This window comes from Yersinia sp. 2466 StPb PI (assembly GCF_041538325.1).
GTDB lineage: Bacteria > Pseudomonadota > Gammaproteobacteria > Enterobacterales > Enterobacteriaceae > Yersinia > Yersinia enterocolitica_E.
This window is the reverse complement of record NZ_JAULSL010000001.1, coordinates 3,695,063-3,719,289: the sequence shown is the minus strand read 5'-3', so window position 1 is coordinate 3,719,289 and position 24,227 is coordinate 3,695,063. Positions and strand designations below refer to the sequence as shown.

The window sequence follows — 24,227 nt, the reverse complement described above, 5'->3', positions numbered from 1 at the left end:
AATAAACCCATTGTAGAATTTACTGCGTAGCTTTCGCATTACCTGCTTGCGCGGCTGTTTTTACCCAACCATCAAAGGTGGCCTGATGGGCCTGAATCCAACCATTCACATGACGTTCAATATCGGCATCTGACGATTCACCCGCGTGCATCCGCATGTTCTGAGCATTCACATCATTAATCGATAATTTCATGATAGAGAACAGCTTAGCGGCGGCCGGGTTAGCTTCAGCCCATTTTTTGTTAGCCACGATATGCATCACACTCGGTGGGAAGCCGTAGTTCGCACCGTTAGACAGCTTGGTGTCGATAGTTTTATCTGGCAGGGAAGAGAATGGAACCTGCAACCATACTACGTCACGGCCCGGCACCAATACATCACTGACCCAATAAGGTGTCCAGGTGTAATACAGGATTGGTTTGCCTTCTTTGTAACGTGTAATCGTATCGGCAATCATCGCGGCATAGTTACCCTGATTATGGATAACGGTATCGCTCAGACCATAAGCTTTGATCTGATGATTTATCGGCGCTTCACAGCCCCAACCTGGGTTACAGCCGGTTAGATCGGCTTTACCATCGTTATTAGCATCAAACAATTTGGCGACTTTCGGATCTTTTAGCTGCTCAATATTGGTAATGTGGTATTTATCAGCGGTTTTTTTATCGATCAGATAACCCTGTGCCAATCCTTCAATATAGTTACCCTGACGATAAAATTTGGCATCGCCACCGGCAGCATTATATTGGTCGTTATGCAGTGGTTCCCAGTTTACCGCCAGATAGGTGGCATCACCTGCGCCGATAGTTGAATACGCGACGTTGTAATCTACTTCTTTGGTCGGTTGGACATCGTAACCGAGTTTTTCCAAGGCTTTATTGACCAGAGAGGTCTGGAAGGTCTCTTCCGAAATGGTACTTTGCAGCGGCTGGACAGTGATGCCTTTGCCCGGTAATTCTGCGGCGGATAACTGAGTGCTGATCAGTGTGGTGAGGGCCAAAGCCCAGATTCCTGTCGAACGCATAGTTGTTCCTTTTTAAGCTATTTTACTTGCCATTTTGAACGAGGACAGTGCTCATCATCCTTACGTACTATGTGTACATTGCGGTGATTGCGCGCTGTCCATGTCCAAACTGCCTGCGACAATTACGCTTAAATTTGAGCGTAATAATTTGAAATTACTTAGTATTTCTAAAAGGTTTGGTGATAAGACCAATCGGGCCGGCTGTATACCAGAGGCCAATGCCTTTGGTACGGCGATCGCGGCCTAATGATTGGGTCAGGCGGTCAAGGATGATCGCCAGAATCACAATACCGACACCGCCGACTGCGGCCAGCCCCATATCAAGGCGGCCAATACCGCGCAGTACCATTTGACCTAAGCCCCCTACAGCAATCATCGAGGCGATGACTACCATCGACAGTGCCAGCATCAGGGTTTGGTTCACACCCGCCATGATGGTTGGCATCGCCAGCGGTAACTGCACTTTGAACAGTAATTGGCGTGGATTGGCACCAAAGGATTCAGCGGCTTCGATAAGATCTTCTGGTACCTGTTTGATGCCCAAAATGGTCAGACGAACAATGGGTGGCAGAGCAAAGATGATGGTCACGACCACGCCGGGGACGTTACCGATACCGAACAGCATGACGATGGGCACCAGATAAACGAATGCCGGTGTAGTCTGCATGGCATCCAGTAACGGCCGAATTATACGTGCGGCATTATTACTGCGTGCCAGCCATATCCCCATCGGTAGCCCGATAAGAATACAGAAGAACAGCGAAGTCAGAACCAGCGCCAGTGTCACCATTGCTTGTGACCACGCACCGATAGCGCCAATAGCAACCAGTGATATCAGGGTTGCTACGCCCATTCCTAAGGTGGAGAACTGCCAGGCGATCAGCGCGAAAACCAGAATGGCGATCGGTGCTGGCATACCCAGTAGTAGGTGCTGAAAGCCACTGAGAATAAAATCAACCGGCACGCGAATGCCCTGGAACAGGGGGCGAAAATGCAGCACAACCCAGTCGATACCGTGGGTGACCCAGGAATCCAGTGGCACCCAGGTGTTATGAAACGGATCCATCAGACTGAAATGCTCGGGAGCAGCGGCCGGAGTACTATTCAACCAATCGGTACTTTGTGTCGCAGTGCTCTGAACGGCCTGAGAAGCAACCTCATGGCTGGTACTGCTGGCGGCATGGCTACCCTCAGCCATGCTCGCTCCCCACGGGTCAACAGCGGCTGACAGTGTCTGAGGGGCGGTATCTGTTGCCGCCGGTGCTGCTGAAGCTGCCGCATCCGTCGCCCAAGGATTACTGTCTACGGGGGTACTGCTTTGAATTGGATCACTCATTTGGCGTCTCCTTATCTAAAGCCTGCAACAGCATGGCCTTGGAAATAATACCGATATAACTGTTGTCTTCACCGACCACAGGGACCGCACACGGGGCCTGGGCAACCAGTGAAATCAACTCACTGAGGGGCATATCTGCGGGAACCGGCGCTGGATCGGCCAGTAAGGCACTATCCAGCGACTGGCTCTCCGCCAAGGCTTTTTTCAGTGAATCTATCGATACCACGCCAATAAACTTCTGCCCGCGTTCCAGCACATAGCCATAATCGCGGTCTTCATCTTGAAGCAGTTTTAACGCTGAACGAGGGCCGAAACCCGGAGTTTTACGAATTAATGATACCGGGCGACGGCGCGCGATATCCTTGGCACTAAAGACGTGGCTGATATCGACGCCACGGAAGAAGGTGCGCACATAGTCATTAGCCGGATTATTCAGTATTTCATCCGGGGTGCCGACCTGTACTACTTCGCCGCCCTGCATAATGGCGATACGATCACCAATGCGCATGGCTTCATCCAAATCATGAGAGATAAAAACAATGGTCCTTTGATGTTTGGCCTGTAATTTGACCAGCTCATCTTGCATTTCTGTACGTATTAAGGGGTCTAGCGCTGAAAAGGCCTCATCCATTAATAAGATGTCAGGGTTATTGGCCATCGCCCGGGCTAAACCGACGCGCTGACGCATCCCGCCGGAAAGTTCATCGGGGTAGGAGTGGGCGTAGCTTTCCAGACTCACCTGACGCAGTGCTTCCAGCGCTTTGTCGTGACGTTCCTGCAAAGGGACGCCAGCCAGCTCCATACCGAATGCGGTGTTATCGAGAACATTCAAATGGGGCATTAATGCAAAGGACTGAAAGACCATACTGATCTTATTACGGCGTACGGTGCGCAGGGCACTATCAGATATTTTGGCAATATCTTCGCCATCGATCAGTACTTCTCCACGGGTGGGTTCTATCAGACGATTGAGAAGGCGTACCAGGGTGGATTTACCAGAACCGGATAACCCCATGATGACGAATATCTCGCCTTCTTCAATGGCCAGATTGGCATCTTTAACGCCAACGGACAAACCAGTTTTGGCAAATATCTGCTCTTTATTCTTACCTGATTCAAGCAGCTTAAAAGCCCGTTCTGGATGCTCACCAAATATTTTATATAGATTCTTTACTTCGAGTTTAATTGCCATGCAGCTGGTGTATTCCTCTGTCAATTTTGAATTATGTTTATTCGATCAATGTTATCCTGATGAAAAAATAGAGCGCCATATACCCTAACACAATGAGAATCTGAGACAACCCTCAATGTTCTTATAATCTGAATTGTAATAGACCTTATCCCAGGATATATCTTTTTAATCTGTTAATTTATATACGTTAATATTGTGGTTTTTTGATGTTCACATCTTGCTTAATATTGATATGCTAAGTGGACTATAATTAGCCAGTTAATAGCGTGAATATTGTCCATATATATTCATTCTATTGAATATACTGTTATTGATTATATTCCCTCGATTCTTCTTGTGGTCAGCCTTGGGCTTGAGCATCCGTCATCGTGCTGATATGACATTTTTATCGTCACAAGAGACATGCTGAATCCCCCTTATATACTGGCCTGCGCCTAAATTAGTAGTCAGGTAATAATTTCAGTTTTTAGTTGTGGTTCTGTTCATTGCGTAGGTAAATATAGCGGATGAGTGGTGGTGAGTTTACAAGGTGATTGAGGCATTAAATCATCACCAAATAGAGGGCAGCCTTGCTGCGGCTGCCAGTGGATGTGGATCGCCTCATTTTTATGCCATAAAAGTGAGGGTGGGGCACCGATAGGGAACGCTTAAAAATCCCAATCTTCGTCTTCGGTGTTGACTGCCTTACCAATCACATAAGAGGAGCCAGAACCGGAGAAGAAATCGTGATTCTCGTCTGCATTTGGTGATAATGCCGCCAGAATGGCCGGACTGACTGCTGCCTGACTGGTAGGGAATAAGGCTTCATAACCTAAATTCATTAATGCTTTATTAGCATTATAATGAAGGAACTTTTTGACATCTTCGGTCCAGCCAACCTTATCATACAGATCCTCGGTGTAACGCACCTCATTGTCATATAAGTCTTGCAGCAGATCGAAGGCAAAGTTCTTTATTTCCTGGTGGCGACTATTGTCGACTTTCTCCAACCCTTTCTGAAATTTGTAGCCGATATAATAACCATGTACTGCCTCGTCACGGATGATTAATCGAATAAGATCGGCAGTGTTGGTTAATTTTGCCCGGCTGGACCAATACATCGGTAAATAGAAACCGGAATAGAATAAAAATGATTCCAGAAATACACTGGCTATCTTTTTCTTCAGTGGGTCATCATTATGATAGTGCTGTAAGATAATATTGGCTTTATTTTGTAGTGGGTCATTCTCTTCACTCCAGCGATAGGCATCGTCCACATCAGATGTCATGCAAAGAGTAGAAAAAATAGAGCTATAAGAGCGAGCATGGACCGCCTCCATAAAGCTGATATTTGAGAATACCGCTTCCTCATGAGGGGTAATGGCATCTTTAATCAGTGCCGGCGCACCCAATGTATTCTGAATAGTATCCAGCAGTGTCAGGCCGGTAAAAACCCGAATCGTAAGCTGTTGTTCATTAGGTGTCAGCGTTGCCCAAGAGGGAATGTCATTTGATAGTGGGACTTTTTCCGGCAACCAGAAATTAGCTGTCAGGCGGTTCCATACTTCTAGGTCTTTATCGTCTTCAATCTTATTCCAGTTAATGGCACTGACGTGTGTTATCGGTTTTACTGCGTTCATATCATTTTCCTTATCAACCATTTTTATTCATTCAGTGCCGCGAATTACAGCGAGCAAGAAACACAACCTTCGACTTCAGTGCCTTCAAGCGCCATCTGACGCAGCCGGATGTAATAAATGGTCTTAATCCCTTTCTTCCAGGCATAAATTTGCGCTTTATTAATATCGCGGGTACTGGCGGTATCACGGAAGAACAGGGTCAGTGATAGCCCTTGATCGACATGCTGTGTTGCCTCAGCGTAGGTATCGATAATTTTCTCCGGCCCTATCTGATAAGCATCCTGATAATATTCAAGGTTATCGTTAGTCATATAAGGTGCGGGATAATAGACTCGGCCAATCTTGCCTTCTTTACGAATCTCAATCGGTGAGACAATCGGGTGAATGCTCGATGTCGAGTGATTGATATAGGAAATAGAACCGGTAGGCGGCACCGCCTGCAAGTTCTGGTTATAAATACCGTGTTCCATCACTGATTGGCGTAACGCGGCCCAATCTTGCTGGTCGGGCAGTACAATAGCTGCCTGAGCAAATAGTGCCTGTACTTTGGCGGTTTTAGGCAGCCAGCTCTGCTCGATATATTTTGTGAAATAAGTACCCGAGGCATAATCTGACTCATCAAAGCCTTTAAAGTGGTGGCCTCGTTCTATTGCCAGTTGGTTCGAGGCGCGGATGGCGTGATATACCACGCTATAAAAGTAGATATTAGTAAAATCGAGCGCCTCTTCAGAGCCGTAGAAAATACGCTCGCGGGCCAGATAACCGTGCAGATTCATCTGCCCCAAGCCAATGGCATGGGATTCTTGATTACCTTTCTCGATAGAAGGTACTGAGCGGATATTGCTCATATCGGAGACGGCAGTCAGCCCACGAATAGCGGTTTCAATCGATTTGCCAAAGTCTGGTGAATCCATGGTATGCGCGATATTCATCGAACCAAGGTTACAAGAGATATCTTTACCGATATGGCGATAGCTAAGATCGTCATTGTATTCGGTTGGTGAATTAACCTGCAAAATTTCTGAGCACAGGTTACTCATATTGATTCGACCTTTAATCGGATTGGCGCGATTAACTGTGTCCTCAAACATCATGTAGGGATAGCCGGATTCAAACTGGATCTCGGCTAGAATCTGGAAGAACTCGCGTGCCTTGATTTTGCTTTTATGGATGCGCTTGTCATTGACCATCTCGCGGTATTTTTCGCTGATGCTGATTTCTGACATCGGTAAACCGTAAACCTGTTCTACATCGTAAGGAGAGAACAGGTACATTTCTTCGTTATTCTTCGCCAACTCAAAGGTAATATCCGGGATAACCACACCTAATGAGAGGGTTTTTATACGAACTTTTTCATCGGCGTTTTCGCGTTTGGTATCCAGAAAACGTAAAATATCGGGATGATGGGCATGGAGATATACTGCCCCCGCACCTTGCCGTGCGCCCAACTGGTTAGCATAAGAAAAGGCATCTTCCAGCATTTTCATGATAGGGATGACGCCGGAGGATTGGTTTTCAATCCGTTTGATTGGCGCACCGACTTCACGAATATTACTTAGCAGGAAAGCGACCCCGCCGCCACGCTTGGACAATTGCAGTGCTGAGTTAATGGAGCGGCCAATTGATTCCATATTATCTTCAATGCGTAACAAGAAGCAGGAGACAAGCTCACCACGCTGTTTTTTACCACAATTGAGGAATGTCGGGGTGGCCGGTTGGAATCGACCAGAGATTATCTCTTCTACCAGTTCTTGCGCCAGTGTCGGGTCACCTGCTGCCAGTGTCAGCGCCACCATGCAAACACGGTCTTCGTAGCGTTCCAGATAACGTTTGCCATCAAAGGTTTTCAGGGTATAGCTGGTGTAATATTTAAAGGCGCCAAGGAAAGTGGGAAAACGAAATTTTTTGCTATAGGCCTGCTGGAATAAGCTTTTGATAAAGCTGAAATCGTACTGAGCCAGCACCTCTTTCTCGTAATATCCTTCTTCGACCAGATAATCGAGTTTTTCTTGCAAATTGTGGAAGAACACGGTGTTTTGATTGACGTGTTGCAAGAAATATTGACGTGCCGCCAACCGGTCTTTATCAAACTGGATACGTCCATCAGCATCATAGAGGTTTAGCATCGCATTCAGTGAGTGATAGTCAAGCTCGCTACTGGATGGATCAGTGATATTCAGTTCTGTCGTTGCCAAAATTCAGTTACTCCCTTGCGCACGTTAGCCACATCTTCTGCTGTACCCAGTAGTTCAAAGCGATACAGATAAGGAACCTGACATTTTTGGGAGATGATTTTCCCTGCCAGGCAATAGGCGTCGCCAAAATTAGTGTTACCCGCCGCAATAACGCCGCGAATCAATGAACGGTTGTGTGGATCATTTAGAAAACGGATCACCTGAATCGGTACTGCTCCTATCGGGCTGCCACCGCCATAACTGGGCACTAACAAAATATAGGGCTGCTCGATCTGCGGTGTTTTCCGGGCACCGGCAATAGGGATACGTATTGCCGGGAGTTCCAGCTTCCCGACAAAACGGTGGGTGTTCTCCGAAGAGCTGGAAAAATAGACCAGCGGATTCATCTTGTCCCCCCATCAGGCACTGACGGCCTGAACCAGTGCGTTAATTTTGTCAGGGCGGAAGCCGGACCAATGTTCATTGCCGGCAATAATCACTGGCACCTGCTGATAACCAAGAGATTTCACATGATTTAATGCTTGCAAATCTGCTGTTAAATCAATTGTTTGATAGGATATTCCTTGTTTGTCGAATGCTCGGTAAGTGGCATTGCACTGGACACAATCAGGTTTGCTGTAAATGATAATACTCATGATTCGCATTTACCTTTTGTAATGAGGAAAGGCGGATTAGTCAGGTTGTTAAGGTGCCGCGACGACCTGCCTCTGATAATCAACTGCGGTTTCATTTCCGTAGGTGATAAAATAAATACTATATCTAGTGTTTATTTAATTCAACCACACTACATGTAGTTATTTATTGAGAATTCATGCATTGTTCAGCGACAGGGCCGCCAGCACGGGGCTGGCGGTAGATTTAGTAATAATAAGGAGGATAAAAATATTTCTATTGCGGAGTTGTTGCGGGCAAGATGATTTACTGGCGCAGGCTGACGGCTAAGCGGTTAAAGGCATTCATGATACTGATAGCAAAAGTTAAATCGGAAATTTCAGCATCGGTAAAATGTACTTTTAAGGCGGCGAAGATATTATCAGGTGTGCCACTGGTGGTGATGTAAGTCACCGCTTCTGCCCAGTCTAATGCTGCTCTTTCTGCTTCAGTAAATGCATTACTGAGTCGCCAGCCAGCTATCACATCCATTTTGGCATTATCAAAACCGTTCTCACGCAAGAATTTACCGTGCATATTCAAGCAGAATGCGCAGCCGTTGATTTGTGATACCCGCATAAAAATCATTTCTATCAATGCTTTAGGTAATGAACTCTTATCTAACGAGAGAGACGCATTAACCAGTGCTTTATAGGTTGTAGGTGAAAGTTCGGAAAAATAAAGACGTTGTTCAACCATGATATGTTCCTGTGAGGTACCGTAGAGTATGGCGCTACTCTAGCGCTGTGATGACCTATACTATAGAGCCATAAATTACTTATTTTAGTGGGTCATGATGAGGTCTTTTTCACATCTTCTGAGCCTGGATAGCCAACAAAACGAGCCGGTCTACCGTCAGCTTTATCAGCGTATTAAAGATGCCATCGTGCAAGGAGCATTGCTGCCTGACTCGCGGTTACCCTCGATTCGGGTGCTAGCCAGTGAAGTGGGGGTAGCACGAGGTACGGTGGAAAATGCCTATGGTCAATTAATTGCCGAGGGGTATTTGCAAAGTCGTGGGCAGAGTGGGACTTACGTTTCCGCTCAGTTACGTGATACCCCTTTGCTGCCATTAACTCAGAGTGCGCAGCCTGTTGTGGTGAATAAAGTCTCAACGGTTAGTCCGGTGGCGCGGCCCTTCGAGCTAGGATTACCGGCGCTGGACGCTTTCCCCCGAGCGCAATGGGGGCGAATCATGGCCAAACAGTTACATAATCTCACCGCATCATCCCTTGGACATCCCCCCGCTACCGGGCTGGCGTTATTGCGCGAAGCAATAGCACATTATTTACAGTTATCACGCGGGGTGAGTTGCCAGCCTGAACAAGTTTTTATTTGCTCAGGCTATCAGTCATTGCTGGATCTGGTGATCAGTACCTTACTGCAACCGGGCGATCGTGGCTGGTTGGAGGACCCCGGCTATCCTGTGACACGGCAACTGATTCGCGAAGCTGGGCTTATTCCGCATCCGGTCGCAGTTGATCAGGACGGAATGGATGTCGGTGCGGCAATTAACGACTGCCCCCAGGCACGTTTTGCCATCGTCACCCCAGCCCATCAAAGCCCGTTAGGGGTGGCGCTCAGTCTGGCACGACGTATTGCCCTGTTGGATTGGGCCGATCAGCAGCATGCATGGATTATTGAAGATGACTATGACAGTGAGTTCAGGTATCAAGGGCGGCCACTGCCACCGTTGAAAACGTTGGACCGGCAGGGGCGGGTGCTCTATGCCGGTACCTTCAGCAAAGTGATGTTTCCGGCACTGAGGCTGGCTTATCTGGTCGTTCCAGCAGAACGGGTGGCACTATTTAATCAGCGATGCCAGTTACGCATTTGTACCAGCCCACCACTGATACAGGCCAGTGTGGCGGAGTTTATCAATCAGGGGCATTTTTATCGCCATCTGAAACGTATGCGTCATTTATATGCCGAACGGCGTGAGATGCTATCGACAAGTCTGAGGCGTCAGTTGGCAGGCGTTGTTGAGGTTGAACAGCAAGCTGGAGGGATACAATTACTGGCGCGATTGGATAAGGGTTTTGCTGATTATGCCGTAGCAATACGGGCGCGGCAGCAAGGGTTAGCGGTTCAGGCGCTATCAGATTGGGCGTTGGCGGAAACGAGCCAGGCAACCGGTAGAAATGGATTGTTGATGGGATTCACTAATCTCACTTCTGTGGCAGAAACTGATCGGCTGGTGGCCCTATTGGCCAAAGTTATTACTTCTATGTCTGCTTAATAACCACCATTTACCGAGTAAATGAATTGGCCCGCAGTGCATCTATTATCACTGGGGCCACCGATTAACCAAACTGCCAGATATCGTCATCCCTATAAGTAGACACAGCAATGAGGGGGATAAGATACCGGCGATTTATCAGCTATCAGATTATTTTTAACGGCGTGCTAACAGCACACCCAGAACGATACCGACCGCAGCACCAATACCGACACCTTGCCATGGTTTGTCGCGGATGTAGTCATCTGCGTTACCTGCAACATCTCGGGCATGCTGTTTTAGGCTGGTCGAACCGTTGAAACGCGCTCGCGCATCACGTAATACACCTTCGGCATTGTGGCGCACTTTGGTCAGTTCCTCTTTGGTTTTCTCACCTGATGAACGCAATACATCGTCAAGAGTATCTGCCAGAAGGGTCACGTCCTGATTGAGATCTCTTTCAATTTTTTCTGATTTCTTGAACATTTGACTCTCCGTTTTGCCTGATGAACATTAAGCATAGTCCATCACGTCGCTGTGACATGCGCTTCAGGACTAATCCGAAGGCGAGGGGAGAATTAACCACCATGCCTCCCGAACAGGGCTGCTTTTAAATAGCGTGATTCATAATGTATGGCGTAAATAATAATCACTATTACTTTGTACATTTGGTTACTTAGCGAAACCAATGACTCACGGAAAGGAAAAATTGATTCCTCTATGATTCTTTCAACGGCCCCACCGGGGGCTTAGCGAAACAAACTCTGAGGATTTTAAAATGAAAAAAGTATTAGCGCTGATCGTTGCTGCAACCATGGGTCTGTCTTCTGTTGCTTTCGCTGCTGAAACTACTGCGGCCGCTACAGCAGTACCAACTGCAACCAGCACTACTGCTGCGCCTGCCGCAGAAAATGCAGCACCAGCTAAAGCAACTCACCATAAAAAACATAAAGCAACCAAACAAACCACAGAACAAAAAGCACAGTCTGCTAAAAAACATGTGAAAAAAGCACCTGCTCAAAAAGCACAGGCCGCTAAAAAACACGTGAAAAAAGCGCCAGCTCAGCCAGCTCAGAAAGCCCAAGCCGCTAAAAAACACCATAAAGCTGTTAAAAAATCAGCAACAGCGCCAGCAGCATAATTATGCCGGAATGCGGGCTACTAAGTACCGCACAGTCTAGCCAATTCCAGACACCCGGTTAACGCCGGGTGTCTTTTTTTATAGGCTAACCATCATGATCAATCGTTATCTGTTCGAGCTGATTTTCAGTGTGATGACCCTATGTGGTGTATCACTTGCCTGTGTGCTGTTTCTTACCGACACCTTTATTTAGCCTCGCACAGTTTGCATGGTTTGTGCGTCACCATTATCATATTGAAATATCAGTGCAAAATATGTTGTTGATGCAGGAACTCAACAATCTGTTGAACCGTTTGCTGATGTAACTTTTCTCTTTCCGTCACTGACGTCGCACAGATAAAGTCTTCGCCTTCCTCTGCCAGAACTGCGCGGGCTGCCGGTTTACAGGTTGGCAGGAAATCGAAATGTCCGCTGTGGGCTAAGGTTCTTGTGGTTATACCCGGCGGATTAAGCTGCTTTATCCACTCGCTCCCGCCCAGATTTAGTGCCATATTCGGTGAGATAAAATAGTGAGCATTAATCAGAAGCAGTGGGGCTGTTAAATGAAACAGGCTACTGTTTTGATAAAAGGGCACCATGCCGGGGTCCAAAGCGACCGCAAAACGTAAACGTTTATCGGCATAATTCCCTTCAAATTTCCGCACTGGAAGTGCCTTTAATTTTACGTCCGCACGGGTATAAAACTGGCAGTTGGCTTGTTCGGGCTGCTGTTGGCAGCTGGCAATGAAACGTGGAAATGAAAGCGTTGCACCCAATGCCGCAATAGCACTATAACCCCCTTTCGAATGGCCAATTACCCCAATAGGCTGATTATCCAGTACCGACTTCCAGCGCGAATCAGACAGTAATGCGCTAATAATAAAAGAGATATCTTCAGTTTGTAACCATAGCTGTGCCGATTTGGCCGGAATAGAATTACCAGTGGTACTGCCTGGGTGATTGGCTGCGACTACCACCATACCTTGCTGCACCAACTTATCTGCCAACCACGCCATACTGGTATTGTTGCCACCACTGCCGTGGCTGAGGACAATCAATGGAAATTGGCCTGTGGCAAGGGGGGCATCAGGTAAAACCGAGATACCGTTGAAGACGGCACTATCACCCAGTAGGGACGTTGTTCCCTGTTTCGCCGTTGGATAATAAATTAAGCTATCAAGTTGGCGCAGGCGTTGAGTGTCATTGAATGAAATGTGAGTAACCGCTGTTTGCCAGCCATAACTGACCATCGGGAAAAACAGCAAAAAACAGAAGCACAGCACAGCATTTTTCATGATTTAATATCCTGACTGATTGAGTTATTTGTCACCTTAGAGGGAAGAGCATTTAGCCGCGACCTCGATCATGATCCAGTCCCTGAACCTGCTTGTTTTCGCTTATCTGGCTGTCTACACTACAAAACCGTTATTCACGATATCCACTTGTTAAGGCAAGGGTTATGCCACTGATTCCCGTCTCTTTTCTGTTATCAATTTTATGTATTGGTTTGTTTTATCATTTGATTAAATCCGGTAAACAGAGAGGATTATTACTGCTGCTATTGCTGGTTTGTGCATTACAAAGCGGGTTGATTGGCTTGCGCTATGGCTATCATCTTGCCCTGTTTAATGGCTTACAACCTATCGTCGCTATGACTATCCCCCCGCTGACTTATTTAGCACTCCTCAGTACAACCGGGGAGAGGAGGGCGGGTATTCGCCAGCTTGGGATACATGCTTTAGGCCCTATCGGTACGGCAATTTGTGTCTGGATCGCGCCGCAGTGGCTCGATGCAATGGTCATTATCAGTTATTTGTCTTATGGCCTTGCGGTGCTGGTTTACTTGCGCCCTGGTGAGGATCGTTTGCAACAGATCTCTGTGGAAAAAATTTGGCTTAGCTACCGGTTATGGCTTCTGATGGCTATCTTGCTGATTGGGTCGGGGGTGGGCGATATCATTATCAGTGCTGACTATGCATTTTTTGCCGGAAATCAGGCTGGGTTAATAGCCAGCTTGAGCAACCTTTTGATTACGTTGGCAATGTGCTACACCCTAGCGACCAGCGCACATCGTGAAGAGCCGATTGCTGCGGTGTCGGCTGAGTTGGCGGTAATGGATGATAAGCCATTAGCTGAATCGCTGGAGGCGCTTTTCTCTGTCATCTTATTGACCTTAAAGAAAAATAATCTGTATCTGGAGAGTCAACTCAACTTATCAACGTTGGCGCGCAAAGTTGGTGTTGCCCCGCGCAAAGTGTCGCAGGCCATTAATCAGCAAACGGGGCAAAATGTTTCGCAATACGTTAATCAGTTGCGGGTCGATCATGCCGCGATGCTATTGATGCGTACGGAGCTGCCAGTGATCGATATTATGCTAGAGGCGGGGTTCCAGACTAAATCAAATTTTAATCGCGAGTTTATGCGAGTTAAGGGCATTACCCCATCGCAATGGCGTGAAAACAAGCCCTCACTGGGGGCGGAATAAGATTTTATTATCCGTAACTCAGTCAGCCTCTTTTTGTGGTGGTTTTGGCGTGCGACGCTACCACGCCAGCAACGGATTATTAACGCGCCAGTCGAGTAGAAACAACGCTGATGAGATGAACATGGCGTGTAGACTATTCCGAAATAGTCGTTTTGAGCCAATAAATACGTGGTTTCCCTTATTTATTACGGTAAGGTCGCTCAATAGTAGTCAAAAAGAGGGGAAATAAATGTATTTACGGCCAGATGAAGTGGCTAAGGTCCTGGAGAATGCCGGTTTTGATCGGGATTATACGGTTGATCAGGCTTACGGTTATCGTAAAGCGGAGCATTACGTTTATGTTAACCGTGAAGCCCGAATGGGCAGAACAGCATTGGTTATTCACCCAGCGCATAAAGATAAAAGCTTGTTGTTTGCCACACCCACGGCAACTATTCGTATCAGTGATAAGTATGTGGAGTTTCCGCTCTATCTGGCCGGTGAAGCTGATGACCGCTACGGTATTGCCCACGGTTTTAGCTCAAGAGAAATGTTATTGCGTTATCTAAACAGTATGTACCCGTAAAACTAGCTCGCCTTGGCGCAATAAATGTCACCGCGCCGTAGCGCCAGAATCAATGCAATACGGCGTCAGCTTCCTGATTAAACTGCATATTATATTGTCGGCGGAATTGCGCCAATTCAAAGGCATCTAAATCCAGTTCTGCGAAATAGAACAAAGCCGCTTCGGTATGTTCGGCCGTTAGCATTGGGGATATATGTGAGCGAATCAGCGTATTGCGCCATTGCATCACATTTTCATCGGAAGAGTCTTTGATAAAGGTTTGGTAAATAAAGACCAGATAAGCTGCCTTTCTCACATCCTCGGCATAGCCATTGCTGGTGGAGCGGATAAACATTTGTGTCTGACGTTGCCCCATCTCTTGCAACATGGATTCAATGTAAATCGGTTTTATCTTCAGTAAATTGGCCAGTGTATCCACCGCTTTGCGGGTATCTGATGTCAACACACGGTAGCCGACAATAAAAACTACGATCAAAACAGCAATAATTATCCACGTCATTGAATGTTTCTTTGCGCCATAAAAGGTGTAATTGACAACGTAAAATTATCTGGCTGTTAAATCGCCTGAGTAGATAAAGTCAACGAAGTGTTTAAGGGTTATCGCCACTGAAATTATCGCTATTTTGTTGCTGATTATTCAGATGATGATTGAAAGCGGCAGCATCTTTCGCCAGAGCATCAAGATGTGCACCTAACACTTTAATCTGCCTAACTAATGAATGTTGTTCTGGCAAGGTGTTGGCAGTATTAAGCTTTCTAAGCAACATATCATTTTTAGCACGCAATGCTGTTTCCCGTGCTTTTGACTGCTCCAGTTCATGTTGCAATGCATTGTAGCTTGCCTGCCATGTCTGATGCTGCTTCTCAAAAGTTGACTGCAACTCACTCATTGCATTAAGAAACTGTACTTCAAGCTCACGCATTGTCATTGCTTTTCCTTTATGACGGCTTCCGATTTTCATTGGCATTATAACGAAGTCTGAGCATAACCTCACCCGCTAGAATCTGTCTTTCTATCCCGGCACAGGATGCCACCGGACGATGTATGACAGTTGGTTTTATACCCGTCATACTTCAAACTGCATGTGCGTTGGCTGCCATCACTCACCCAGGTCATTGAGTTATTTCAACTCCGTGGGTTCATTTCGTTGCTGCCTTCCTGCAACTTGAATTATTTAGGGTATATCATAATTTATGCACGATTTGTTTTTATCATTCATTTAATACTCAAAATAAATAAGCCTTGCTATTAATATCTCAGCATGCGTTAATAGCTTCATCGGTTTGTAGCACAGACCTATTTATGTAAGCCATTTAAGTAAAGCAGTTCCTAGTTAAAGCGATATTTTTTAGACATCACTTCTCCGACGAATTTCCTTCTTTAGTGCCCCCATAAGTAACTCTTGATCAGCAGACCACAATTGCCACGTTTTGGCACAAATAATGAAGGAAATATCTCTATGTCTAATAAAATGACTGGTTTAGTAAAATGGTTTGACGCTGGTAAAGGTTTTGGTTTTATTTCTCCTGCTGACGGTAGCAAAGATGTATTCGTACATTTCTCTGCAATCCAGGGCACTGATTACAAAACTCTTGATGAAGGCCAGAACGTAGAGTTCAGCATCGAGCAAGGCCAGAAAGGCCCTTCAGCTGTAAACGTAGTAGCACTGTAATTTACACTGCTATCTATCACGTTTAGCTGTAATTAAATCTGGCTCAGGTCAGATTTTTTTTGGTAAACGTATTGTTGGTAAAAAGTATTGTTGGAAAGTTGCGATAGCGATGATGGCCTAAGCCGGAGCAGACAATAATATCCTCAATAATATTATTCTTATCTCTAAAATAAGATTAACCAACAACCTAAAAACCTCGCCACGGCGGGGTTTTTAGTTTTCTAAAATCGTCGATATTGATTCATTACTCTGGAATATCCCCCTTAGTTATATTTAAACTGCCGCCGATACACCGCAGGTGTGATCCCTACTTTTTGGCGAAATGCATTTCTAAAACCTTCAATGGTCTGAAATCCGCAATATTCGGCAATCCTCGCAATACTCATCTGATCCCTTTCTAGTAATTCTTTCGCTTTGTGCATTCTCTCGTGCTGTAACCATATTTTGGGTGATTGGCCCGTGGCGGCAGAAAAATGCCGTAAAAATGTCCTGTCACTGAGCGCCAATTCGGCGGCCATTTGGCTGACACTCCAATTTTGGGCCAGTTGCCCGCGCACTTGCTGCATCATTTTTGCCATATCCCGATGCGTTTCTTTGGCAAGCGGCAGCGGAATAAATTGCTGTTGCCCGCCCCGTCGCTGGGGAGCCATGACTAACCGCTGTGCTACCTGATTGGCGATTTTAGCCCCAAAATCACGGGTAATCAGATGTAAGCAGGCATCAATACCGGCACTGCTACCCGCAGAGGTGATAATTTGCCCCTCATCTACATACAACACATTGGCATCGACATGAATGTCAGGATAGTGTTGTGCCAGATAATCGGTATAGCGCCAGTGAGTTGTGGCGCTTTTCCCCTGTAATAACCCCGCAGCCGCCAGTACAAAAACGCCAGAACAGATGGATATAATGCGTGCACCACGTGCAACTGCTTGCTGCAAAGCCTCGGTAAGTGCTGTTGGAGGGAGGGCGTCAGGGCTGCGCCAACCGGGTATCACAATGGTTTTAGCCTGTTCCAGTAGGGACAAATCGGTATCAACTTGAATATGTAGGCTGCCATTGGCCGTAGTGATGTGTTGTTCTACACCGACCACTTGGTGCCGGTACCAGGGAAAATCAAATTCAGGGCGAGCTAAACCAAATATTTCCTGCGCAATACCAAACTCAAATAGGCACAATCCGTCGTAAGCCAGCGTCACCACTAATCCCGGCTCCTCCGTTGGTCTGTTGGCAGATATTGATGCAGTTGAAATATTCATTGGCGTATCTCAGTGGTTTATTGTCATTTCTGCCACTGTAATCGGCTAATGCCATTTCATAAAGTGATGCTTCATAATATTGAATGGAGAAATCATATGAGCAGTTTAGTCAGTCAGATCCCAGCGGCTTGTGCAGAACGCGCATTACAGTACTTTTCCCAGCGTTTAGCATTTGAAACTGATTGCTCAGATGTCTATACCAGCCAGCAGCAAGGTAATGTAGATTTTGTGTTGGTAGATGTGCGTAGTGAGGCGGCGTTTGCCACGCTACACCTACCGGGAGCTATCAATATTCCTCATCGATTAATGGATACCACTTTGCTTTCACTCTATCCGCCAGAGACATTATTTGTGATTTACTGTGCTGGTCCCCACTGCAACGGTGTTCACCGCGCCGCCGTTAATTTGAGCAAACTTGGCTATGCGGTTAAAGAGATGATAGGAGGTGTCACCGGCTGGCGTGATGAGGGGTTACCGCTGCACACGAAAATCACGGACATAGATAAACCCAGGGATCCAGTGAGCTGTGGCTGCAATATTTGAATATAAAAGTGCTTTTTCTCCTGCGATGGACAACCACTGCTATTATTCTTGGCGTTCATTATAGGTTAGCTGATAGAGTAATCGTGTTTACTCATTGCAGGAATTCTGTATGCGTTCTATTTATCTGTGGATAGTCGTAGTGGCTATTAGCATTACGGCGCTCATATCTCAGCTCAGCTTCTTTTTTATTGAACCTCAAATGGGGAACAGTGAAGGGAAAGTTTTAGTGCTTAAACGCATTCCTAAGATGGATTTTATCGATAGCCCTCGGGGATACTGTCAGCGCCAATATCCTACAGAAGACTATTCACGCTGCGAGCCAAAAATCCTCCCTTCGCTTTTGGAGAGTACTCAAGTTTTGTATGAGTTGCCGTTTAGCGCTTATTTTTACGAGATGACCTACCAGCCTAATGGTTAAGTATTTACTGTAAATTTGTGTGTTCGCTAGAATAGCTACTGCATATTGTGAATTTTAATATACGTGTAAATAGTATAGTTTCATTACTTTAATATTTATCGCATAAAGGATTTAGCGGTGAATTAGATGGAGGTTATGATATCCAGGTATTGGTGTGGTTTTGTCAGATATCGCAACGGCATTACGTAACAGAAATAAATGTAATAATATGAGTACTATTCTGCGGGTATTATTCTAATTGGAATTGGGAACATTATTTATTACCAGTATATTAACCCGAACTGGCGACAGAGCGGCTTCGTGCATGAAATGATTTACAGGTGTCCGAAAATCCAGCTACACCTGATGTTGATCGTGACAGGCCTGTGATATGTCTATCGATATGTATACCCAGATATTCAAGTATTTTACCTTCAAGGTGGGTGGGCGTGTAAAGGGCTGTGAGGGATAATCTGTGTCAGAAAAATTATTCTGGTGCGAAAGAATGTCTACTCAATCACTCTCTTTCTCTCATTATTATGATAGATTTCCCTCAATGGGTAATAATTCCCGATTGGAACTTATCTTAATATCCTCGCAGTGTTCCGATGCTTGACGGAAAAATAAAAATTGCACCAATGGCTCGATAATTAATCTTCTTGATTGAAAATAACGCGGCCATGAATTAATAGGCTATATCTCTTGGTTTGTGGGTACTAATCGGCGAATCTTGTTGCAAGGCGATATTATAAGGAATATATCGACTATTTCATTTACTATCTTTGTCGTTTTTATAGATGTAGATCAATTTTATTTATAATCAATTTTAGATCTGTCTTGTTTTTTTTTGATTTACCTCATCTAAACCTGACTTTTGTTAGTTGAATGCTGTTAAGTTCTAACTAAAGTTGTGAAATTGGTCTTTAATACTAAAAAAGACATCTATTACCCATATTAATGTTTAGTGCTACGCTTAATTATTTGTTGAATCTTTGCCTGACAGGCAATGCCCTATATTCACTGGCTAATTTATCAAAGGATGATTCATGTCTAAACGTCTATGGCTCCGAACTACCTTACTCACAGCCGCTCTACTCAGTGTTTTTTCTGTTCCCGTTAGTGCCGCAACACATACACTGCAACTGGCTATCGGTGATGAACCCACCGAAGGCTTTGACCCAATGCTAGGCTGGAGTCATGGCAGTTATCTGCTATTGCATAGCCCGTTGCTAAAACAAAATGAAGATCTTAGCTGGAATAATTTTCTGCTGAGCCAGTATAAAACCAGCAACGACGGTAAAACCTGGACTCTGACGCTCAAGCCGGGCCTCAAATTCTCTGATGGATCTCCTCTGACGGCCAAAGATGTGGTGTTTACCTATAACAATGCTGCTGCCAGTGGCGGTAAAGTCGATATGGGTAATTTCCTCCGCGCCGAAGAAATCGATCCCCTCAATATTCGAATCCAATTGAAAGCGCCACAAAGTACTTTTGTAAATGTGTTGGGATCGCTGGGGATCGTTTCTGCTGATAAATATAATGCCAAAACCTATGCACAAAACCCTATTGGTGCTGGCCCGTACCGTTTGGTGAGCTTCCAACCTGGTCAGCAAATGATCGTGGAAGCCAATCCTCATTATGCCGGTAATAAGAATGATTTCGATAAACTGATTTTTGTTTTTCTTGATGAAGACAGTGCCTTTGCCGCGGCGCAAAGTGGGCAGTTAGGGGTCGTCCGCATTCCACCATCGATGGCGGCAGGTCCGGTCAATAACATGAAGTTATGGGTGCGGCCAAGTGTAGAAAACCGTGGCATCGTGTTCCCGACCACTCCGGCGGGTAAGAAAGATGCTCAGGGTTATCCGATTGGTAATGATGTAACGGCTGATGTTGCTATCCGCCGTGCCATTAACTATGCCATTAACCGCCAACTCCTGGCCGACCAAATTATGGAGGGTCATGCTATTCCTGCCTATACAGGTGTACAGGGGCTGCCATGGAATAACCCAGATTCGGCCATTAAAGATGGTGATAGCGAAAAAGCCAAACAGATATTAGAACAGGCCGGTTGGGCGCTGAACAGTGAGGGTATTCGAGAAAAAAGTGGGGTGCCGGCCAAAATCACGCTTTGGTATACCAGCGGTGATACTACGCGCCGCGATTTAGCCCAGGCGTTGCGTTCGATGCTGAAACCTATTGGTATTGATGTTGATTTGAAATCCGGTAGCTGGGAAACCGTTGAACGTAATATGCATGCTAACCCCACGTTGTTTGGCTGGGGTAGCCTTGATCCCATGGAGCTGTACCATCACTACAGCAGTAAAGCTGCCGGTGTTGAATATTATAATCCAGGCTACTACCAGAATCCGGTAGTTGATAAACATCTGCAACAGGCACTGGATGCGCCAACCTGGGAACAAGCAGTGCCATTTTGGCAACAGGTTGATTGGGATGGAACGACCGGTGCCGGTATTCGCGGTGATGCGGCGTGGGCGTGGTTATTGAATATTCAGCATACTTACCTGGCTAATGATTGCGTTGATTTAGGTAAGGGGGCACCGGAAATCCATGGTTCCTGGTCACTGCTTAATAGCCTGGATAGCTGGAAATGGACCTGTCAGTAATGAAGGGGGTCTCGCTATTTACTCTGCGTTTAATTTGCCTGCTGCTAATCACCGCAGTAGGCACTTTTACGCTGCTGAGTTTTTCCCCGGTAGACCCAATACGCGCCTATATTGGCAGTGAGCTGCTGCATGTTCCACCGGAACAATATCCGCTGATTGCGGCGCGGTGGGGGTTGGATCTGCCTTTGTGGCAGCGTTTTCTGCATTGGTTTACTCAGGTTTTGCAAGGTGATTTGGGTTACTCCATGCTGTATAACGCGCCGGTCTCACAGGTCATTGGTGAACGTTTTGCCACCTCGTTTGCGTTACTGCTTTCGGCATGGCTATTCTCCGGCATTGTTGGGCTACTGCTGGGGCTGACTGCGGGGCGTTATCTTAATCGCTGGCCTGATCGTTTGATCTCAACCCTGTCATATTTATTAGCTTCGCTACCCACTTTCTGGATTGGTTTATTGTTGCTGTCATTATTTGCGGTGAAGCTGAATTGGGCGCCGATTTGCTGTGCATGGGCACCTGGAAGCAATGCTGAAACAGCCAGTTGGAGCGACAAACTGCGTCATCTCATTCTGCCGATGCTGGCCTTGGGATTATTGGGGGTTGGCAATATTGCGTTGCATACCCGAGCCAGGGTTGCTGAGGTGATGAATAGCGAGTTTATTCGTTATGCACGTGCTCAGGGAGATAAGGGCTGGTCATTGGTTCACTTCCATATTTTACGCCATGCCATTACGCCAGCGCTTTGTCTGCAATTTGCCTCTGTGGGGGAATTACTGGGTGGCTCGCTATTAGCGGAGAAAGTTTTTGCCTATCCCGGCTTAGGGCAAGCCACTATTGATGCCGGGCTTCACGGCGATATTCCGTTACTGATGGGGATCGTCATGTTTTGCGCCATATTGGTCTTTTGCGGTAACAGCGTTGCCAACGCACTGTTACACCGCTTAAATAGGGGAGCTGCGCGGCAATTATGACTTATAACCCAAACCGGGCGTTGTTTCGGCTGTTCGTTTCATTGGCGCTATTACTCATTTTAATTGTTTATGGCTGGGTTATTTATCCCATTGAAGTTCCGATGGATCTGATGGCGCGCCGCCAGCCGCCATCACCGGCTTATTGGTTTGGTACTGATAGTCTGGGGCGCGACTTGTGGTTGCGCTGTTTTCAGGGTATGACAACCAGTTTACAAATTGGCCTGATTGCTGCTTTTGCCAGTGGGCTGCTGGCGATGCTCACTGCCAGTTTGTGTGCTATCAATAAAACGCTGGATTATATCATTCGCGGATTAATTGACAGTATGTTGGCATTGCCCCACTTGCTGTTATTGGTGCTGATCTGCTTCACTTTGGGGGGCGGGAAACAAGGCGTTATTCTGGCGGTAGCCCTCACCCATTGGCCAAAGCTTGCCCTGATTTTACGCGCAGAAATCTTACGTATTCGCGAGACTGATTATGTGATGTTGTCTCATCGGTTGGGTAACAGTAATTTTTACCGTTGGCGTCATCATCTGCTACCGTTATTACTGCCACAATGGATTGTTGGCACACTGTTGATGTTTCCCCATGCGGTGTTACACAGCGCAGCGCTCAGTTTTCTTGGGTTTGGGCTGTCACCTCATGAGCCGTCGTTGGGGATCTTATTAGCGGATGCACTGCGTTACCTGAGCAGTGGGGCATGGTGGCTGGCTTTTTTCCCTGGCCTGATTTTGGTGGGATTGGTATTAGTATTTGACCAGTTTGCCCGGTCGCTGCAACAACTCTGGGTGAGGATAACCTGATGTTGAAATTTGCAAAATTTGCTATTGATGTTGCTCATTACCGCTGGCTGGGGCGAAAAACCTGGCATCCTCTGCTGAGTAATATTTCTTTGGAGGTGAATCCGGGGGAACTGGTGGCGTTAGTTGGCGGTAGCGGTGAAGGCAAAAGTCTGTTGTTACAAAGTGCATTGGGTTTATTGCCAGACAATATGCGTTGTCATGGCGAGATTATCCTTGATGGTGAGGTGTTGTGCGCCCAAGACAAAATTGAACGGCGCGGAAAAACGTTATGTTACGTTCCTCAAGGGGTCAGCGCGCTAAATCCATTAATTAAAGTCGGCTCACAAATGACCCGCGCCGCGCAGCTTAGTGGTGTAAAACTGCGGCTAGAAGATGTGGCAATGCAACTGCAAACCTACAATCTTGCGCCAAGGTTGGTGCATGACTTCCCTCGCCAACTCTCTGGCGGCATGGCAAAACGGGTGCTGACCAGTTGTGCCACCCTGACCAATGCCCGCTATATTTTGGCTGATGAAGTGACCTCGTGGCTCGATGACGAGCATGCCTGCCAGTTACTGACTCACCTGCGGGCTTTTTGCCAACAAGGGCGGGGCATTTTATGGGTAACTCATGATCTGGCATTGGCGGCACGTTTTGCCGATAAGATTGCGGTGTTACATCAGGGTAAGCTACATGAGACGCTGAGTGCTGAAGAATTGAAGAATAACGGTGGTAGCCCCTTGCTACAGTCACTATGGGCGGCGCTACCGGAGCAACAATTTGTCAGTCAGCACATAGCCTTGTCGGAGGTGGGCGAATATGTTTAGTGTCGATAATCTGACGGTGGTTCAAGGTGGCAAACTGTTGTGGGATAGCATCTCATTTTCTCTAACAGCCGGAGAGCGCTTAGGTATTTCGGCTCCCAGTGGTTTTGGTAAAACGACCCTTGGCCGGGTATTAGCACAATGGCAGTCAGCCACTTCCGGCCAGATTTTGCTCGGTGGCGCGCCACTGGCAAAAAAAGGTTATTGTCCTATTCAGTTAGTGCCACAGCATCCAGAACAAAGTTTCAATCCTTACCGGACTACGGGGGAGAGCTTGCATGATGCCTGGCGACCCGCAGCACATTGGCTTGAGCGGATGGCCGTTAATCCTGATTGGTTGAAGCGCCGGCCTGATGAATTGTCGGGGGGCGAGTTGGCGCGTATCGCACTATTGCGGGCACTGGATCCGCGCACCCGATACTTGATTGCCGATGAAGTAACGGCACAACTGGATGCACATGTTCAGGCACAAATTTGGCGCGTTTTATTAGACGAAGCGGCACACCGCCCATTGGGGCTCATTGTTTTCAGCCACAATAAATCCTTATTGGAAAAGGTGTGTTCACGTATATGGATACCAGAGCGTGAAAGTAAAATCCCTCTTTATCAAAAACCAGTGGTTAAGCCTCAAATTGGTTTGGCATTGATAAAAACAGGATGAGTTAATAACGGTAAATTAAAATGTAATCGATTAAATAATTATCTAGAGTGATAGTCACTCAATGTATGAGATGTTTTATTTCCAAGTGAAA

Annotated in this window: 25 protein-coding genes; 12 read left to right on the top strand and 13 right to left on the bottom strand. The window is 46.4% G+C overall.

The genetic code is table 11. The features are described from left to right. Positions 1 to 19 precede the first annotated feature (19 nt). From proX to Q2T72_RS16850, 8 genes are all read right to left on the bottom strand, one after another. Positions 20 to 1,024 (bottom strand): glycine betaine/L-proline ABC transporter substrate-binding protein ProX, encoded by a 1,005-nt coding sequence (gene proX / locus Q2T72_RS16885; RefSeq protein ID WP_372569520.1) that lies wholly within the window; start codon positions 1,022 to 1,024, stop codon positions 20 to 22. Between the two features lie 154 nt (positions 1,025 to 1,178). Next, positions 1,179 to 2,360: a glycine betaine/L-proline ABC transporter permease ProW gene (gene proW / locus Q2T72_RS16880; protein WP_083163013.1), complete on the bottom strand. Its 1,182-nt coding sequence runs from the start codon at positions 2,358 to 2,360 to the stop codon at positions 1,179 to 1,181. Next, positions 2,353 to 3,552, bottom strand: coding sequence for a glycine betaine/L-proline ABC transporter ATP-binding protein ProV (proV, locus tag Q2T72_RS16875; RefSeq protein ID WP_083163015.1), 1,200 nt, complete (start codon positions 3,550 to 3,552; stop codon positions 2,353 to 2,355). The genes proW and proV overlap by 8 nt, the downstream gene beginning before the upstream one ends. 647 nt (positions 3,553 to 4,199) lie before the next feature. Beyond that, positions 4,200 to 5,171: a class 1b ribonucleoside-diphosphate reductase subunit beta gene (gene nrdF, locus Q2T72_RS16870; RefSeq protein ID WP_372569519.1), complete on the bottom strand. Its 972-nt coding sequence runs from the start codon at positions 5,169 to 5,171 to the stop codon at positions 4,200 to 4,202. 44 nt (positions 5,172 to 5,215) lie between these two features. Then, a complete protein-coding gene (gene nrdE, locus Q2T72_RS16865) occupies positions 5,216 to 7,366 on the bottom strand; it encodes a class 1b ribonucleoside-diphosphate reductase subunit alpha (RefSeq protein ID WP_083163017.1) in 2,151 nt (716 codons plus the stop codon). Further along, on the bottom strand, positions 7,348 to 7,752 hold the full coding sequence (gene nrdI / locus Q2T72_RS16860) for a class Ib ribonucleoside-diphosphate reductase assembly flavoprotein NrdI (RefSeq protein ID WP_372559730.1): 405 nt from the start codon (positions 7,750 to 7,752) through the stop codon (positions 7,348 to 7,350). The genes nrdE and nrdI overlap by 19 nt, the downstream gene beginning before the upstream one ends. Before the next feature lie 12 nt (positions 7,753 to 7,764). Continuing rightward, on the bottom strand, positions 7,765 to 8,001 hold the full coding sequence (gene nrdH / locus Q2T72_RS16855) for a glutaredoxin-like protein NrdH (protein WP_083163021.1): 237 nt from the start codon (positions 7,999 to 8,001) through the stop codon (positions 7,765 to 7,767). 283 nt (positions 8,002 to 8,284) lie between these two features. Next, positions 8,285 to 8,716 carry a carboxymuconolactone decarboxylase family protein gene (locus tag Q2T72_RS16850; RefSeq protein WP_372569518.1) on the bottom strand — a complete coding sequence of 144 codons (432 nt, stop codon included), beginning with the start codon at positions 8,714 to 8,716 and terminating at the stop codon, positions 8,285 to 8,287. A 94-nt stretch (positions 8,717 to 8,810) separates the two neighbouring features. Here Q2T72_RS16850 and Q2T72_RS16845 point away from each other — a divergent pair, with 94 nt between their 5' ends. Next, complete coding sequence (locus tag Q2T72_RS16845) at positions 8,811 to 10,256, top strand: PLP-dependent aminotransferase family protein (RefSeq protein ID WP_372569517.1); 1,446 nt, start codon at positions 8,811 to 8,813, stop codon at positions 10,254 to 10,256. A gap of 156 nt (positions 10,257 to 10,412) precedes the next feature. On the opposite strand, the gene Q2T72_RS16840 is transcribed toward Q2T72_RS16845, so the two are convergent. Then, complete coding sequence (locus tag Q2T72_RS16840) at positions 10,413 to 10,721, bottom strand: YqjD family protein (protein WP_083163027.1); 309 nt, start codon at positions 10,719 to 10,721, stop codon at positions 10,413 to 10,415. Positions 10,722 to 11,013: 292 nt separating this feature from the next. Here Q2T72_RS16840 and asr point away from each other — a divergent pair, with 292 nt between their 5' ends. Beyond that, positions 11,014 to 11,376, top strand: coding sequence for an acid resistance repetitive basic protein Asr (gene asr / locus Q2T72_RS16835; protein ID WP_372569516.1), 363 nt, complete (start codon positions 11,014 to 11,016; stop codon positions 11,374 to 11,376). 242 nt (positions 11,377 to 11,618) lie between these two features. Here asr and Q2T72_RS16830 read toward each other — a convergent pair whose 3' ends face one another. Next, complete coding sequence (locus Q2T72_RS16830) at positions 11,619 to 12,650, bottom strand: alpha/beta hydrolase family protein (RefSeq protein WP_372569515.1); 1,032 nt, start codon at positions 12,648 to 12,650, stop codon at positions 11,619 to 11,621. Positions 12,651 to 12,814: 164 nt separating this feature from the next. Between Q2T72_RS16830 and Q2T72_RS16825 the strand changes: the two genes are divergently transcribed. Next, positions 12,815 to 13,840 (top strand): helix-turn-helix domain-containing protein, encoded by a 1,026-nt coding sequence (locus Q2T72_RS16825; RefSeq protein WP_372569514.1) that lies wholly within the window; start codon positions 12,815 to 12,817, stop codon positions 13,838 to 13,840. Positions 13,841 to 14,069: 229 nt separating this feature from the next. After that, positions 14,070 to 14,405 (top strand): DUF2002 family protein, encoded by a 336-nt coding sequence (locus tag Q2T72_RS16820; protein ID WP_083163033.1) that lies wholly within the window; start codon positions 14,070 to 14,072, stop codon positions 14,403 to 14,405. 49 nt (positions 14,406 to 14,454) lie between these two features. On the opposite strand, the gene Q2T72_RS16815 is transcribed toward Q2T72_RS16820, so the two are convergent. Together Q2T72_RS16815 and Q2T72_RS16810 are read right to left on the bottom strand one after the other, a co-directional pair. Then, positions 14,455 to 14,904, bottom strand: coding sequence for a DUF1198 domain-containing protein (locus Q2T72_RS16815; protein ID WP_083163035.1), 450 nt, complete (start codon positions 14,902 to 14,904; stop codon positions 14,455 to 14,457). Between the two features lie 91 nt (positions 14,905 to 14,995). Further along, the gene (locus tag Q2T72_RS16810) at positions 14,996 to 15,334 is read right to left on the bottom strand and encodes an MbeD/MobD family mobilization/exclusion protein (protein WP_083163037.1); all 339 of its coding nucleotides are present in this window, start codon (positions 15,332 to 15,334) and stop codon (positions 14,996 to 14,998) included. A 531-nt stretch (positions 15,335 to 15,865) separates the two neighbouring features. Between Q2T72_RS16810 and Q2T72_RS16805 the strand changes: the two genes are divergently transcribed. Next, entirely contained in the window at positions 15,866 to 16,078 is a 213-nt protein-coding gene (locus Q2T72_RS16805; protein WP_005275958.1) for a cold shock domain-containing protein, read from the top strand. A gap of 263 nt (positions 16,079 to 16,341) precedes the next feature. Here the strand turns inward: Q2T72_RS16805 and ftrA are convergent, their stop codons facing one another. Further along, positions 16,342 to 17,337: a transcriptional regulator FtrA gene (gene ftrA / locus Q2T72_RS16800; protein WP_372569513.1), complete on the bottom strand. Its 996-nt coding sequence runs from the start codon at positions 17,335 to 17,337 to the stop codon at positions 16,342 to 16,344. Positions 17,338 to 17,433: 96 nt separating this feature from the next. Here ftrA and Q2T72_RS16795 point away from each other — a divergent pair, with 96 nt between their 5' ends. From Q2T72_RS16795 to Q2T72_RS16765, 7 genes are all read left to right on the top strand, one after another. Further along, complete coding sequence (locus Q2T72_RS16795; protein WP_083163041.1) at positions 17,434 to 17,880, top strand: rhodanese-like domain-containing protein; 447 nt, start codon at positions 17,434 to 17,436, stop codon at positions 17,878 to 17,880. A 109-nt stretch (positions 17,881 to 17,989) separates the two neighbouring features. Continuing rightward, positions 17,990 to 18,298, top strand: a complete 309-nt coding sequence (locus tag Q2T72_RS16790) for a DNA-directed RNA polymerase subunit beta (RefSeq protein ID WP_083163043.1) — start codon at positions 17,990 to 17,992, stop codon at positions 18,296 to 18,298. A gap of 1,025 nt (positions 18,299 to 19,323) precedes the next feature. Next, positions 19,324 to 20,901: an ABC transporter substrate-binding protein gene (locus tag Q2T72_RS16785; RefSeq protein ID WP_372569512.1), complete on the top strand. Its 1,578-nt coding sequence runs from the start codon at positions 19,324 to 19,326 to the stop codon at positions 20,899 to 20,901. Then, a complete protein-coding gene (locus Q2T72_RS16780) occupies positions 20,901 to 21,869 on the top strand; it encodes an ABC transporter permease (RefSeq protein WP_083163047.1) in 969 nt (322 codons plus the stop codon). The genes Q2T72_RS16785 and Q2T72_RS16780 overlap by 1 nt, the downstream gene beginning before the upstream one ends. Further along, a complete protein-coding gene (locus tag Q2T72_RS16775) occupies positions 21,866 to 22,672 on the top strand; it encodes an ABC transporter permease (protein WP_372559718.1) in 807 nt (268 codons plus the stop codon). The genes Q2T72_RS16780 and Q2T72_RS16775 overlap by 4 nt, the downstream gene beginning before the upstream one ends. Further along, positions 22,672 to 23,478 carry an ATP-binding cassette domain-containing protein gene (locus Q2T72_RS16770; protein WP_372569511.1) on the top strand — a complete coding sequence of 269 codons (807 nt, stop codon included), beginning with the start codon at positions 22,672 to 22,674 and terminating at the stop codon, positions 23,476 to 23,478. Before Q2T72_RS16775 ends, Q2T72_RS16770 begins: the two co-directional genes overlap by 1 nt. Further along, positions 23,471 to 24,136 (top strand): ATP-binding cassette domain-containing protein, encoded by a 666-nt coding sequence (locus Q2T72_RS16765; protein ID WP_083163053.1) that lies wholly within the window; start codon positions 23,471 to 23,473, stop codon positions 24,134 to 24,136. The genes Q2T72_RS16770 and Q2T72_RS16765 overlap by 8 nt, the downstream gene beginning before the upstream one ends. Positions 24,137 to 24,227: the final 91 nt, after the last annotated feature.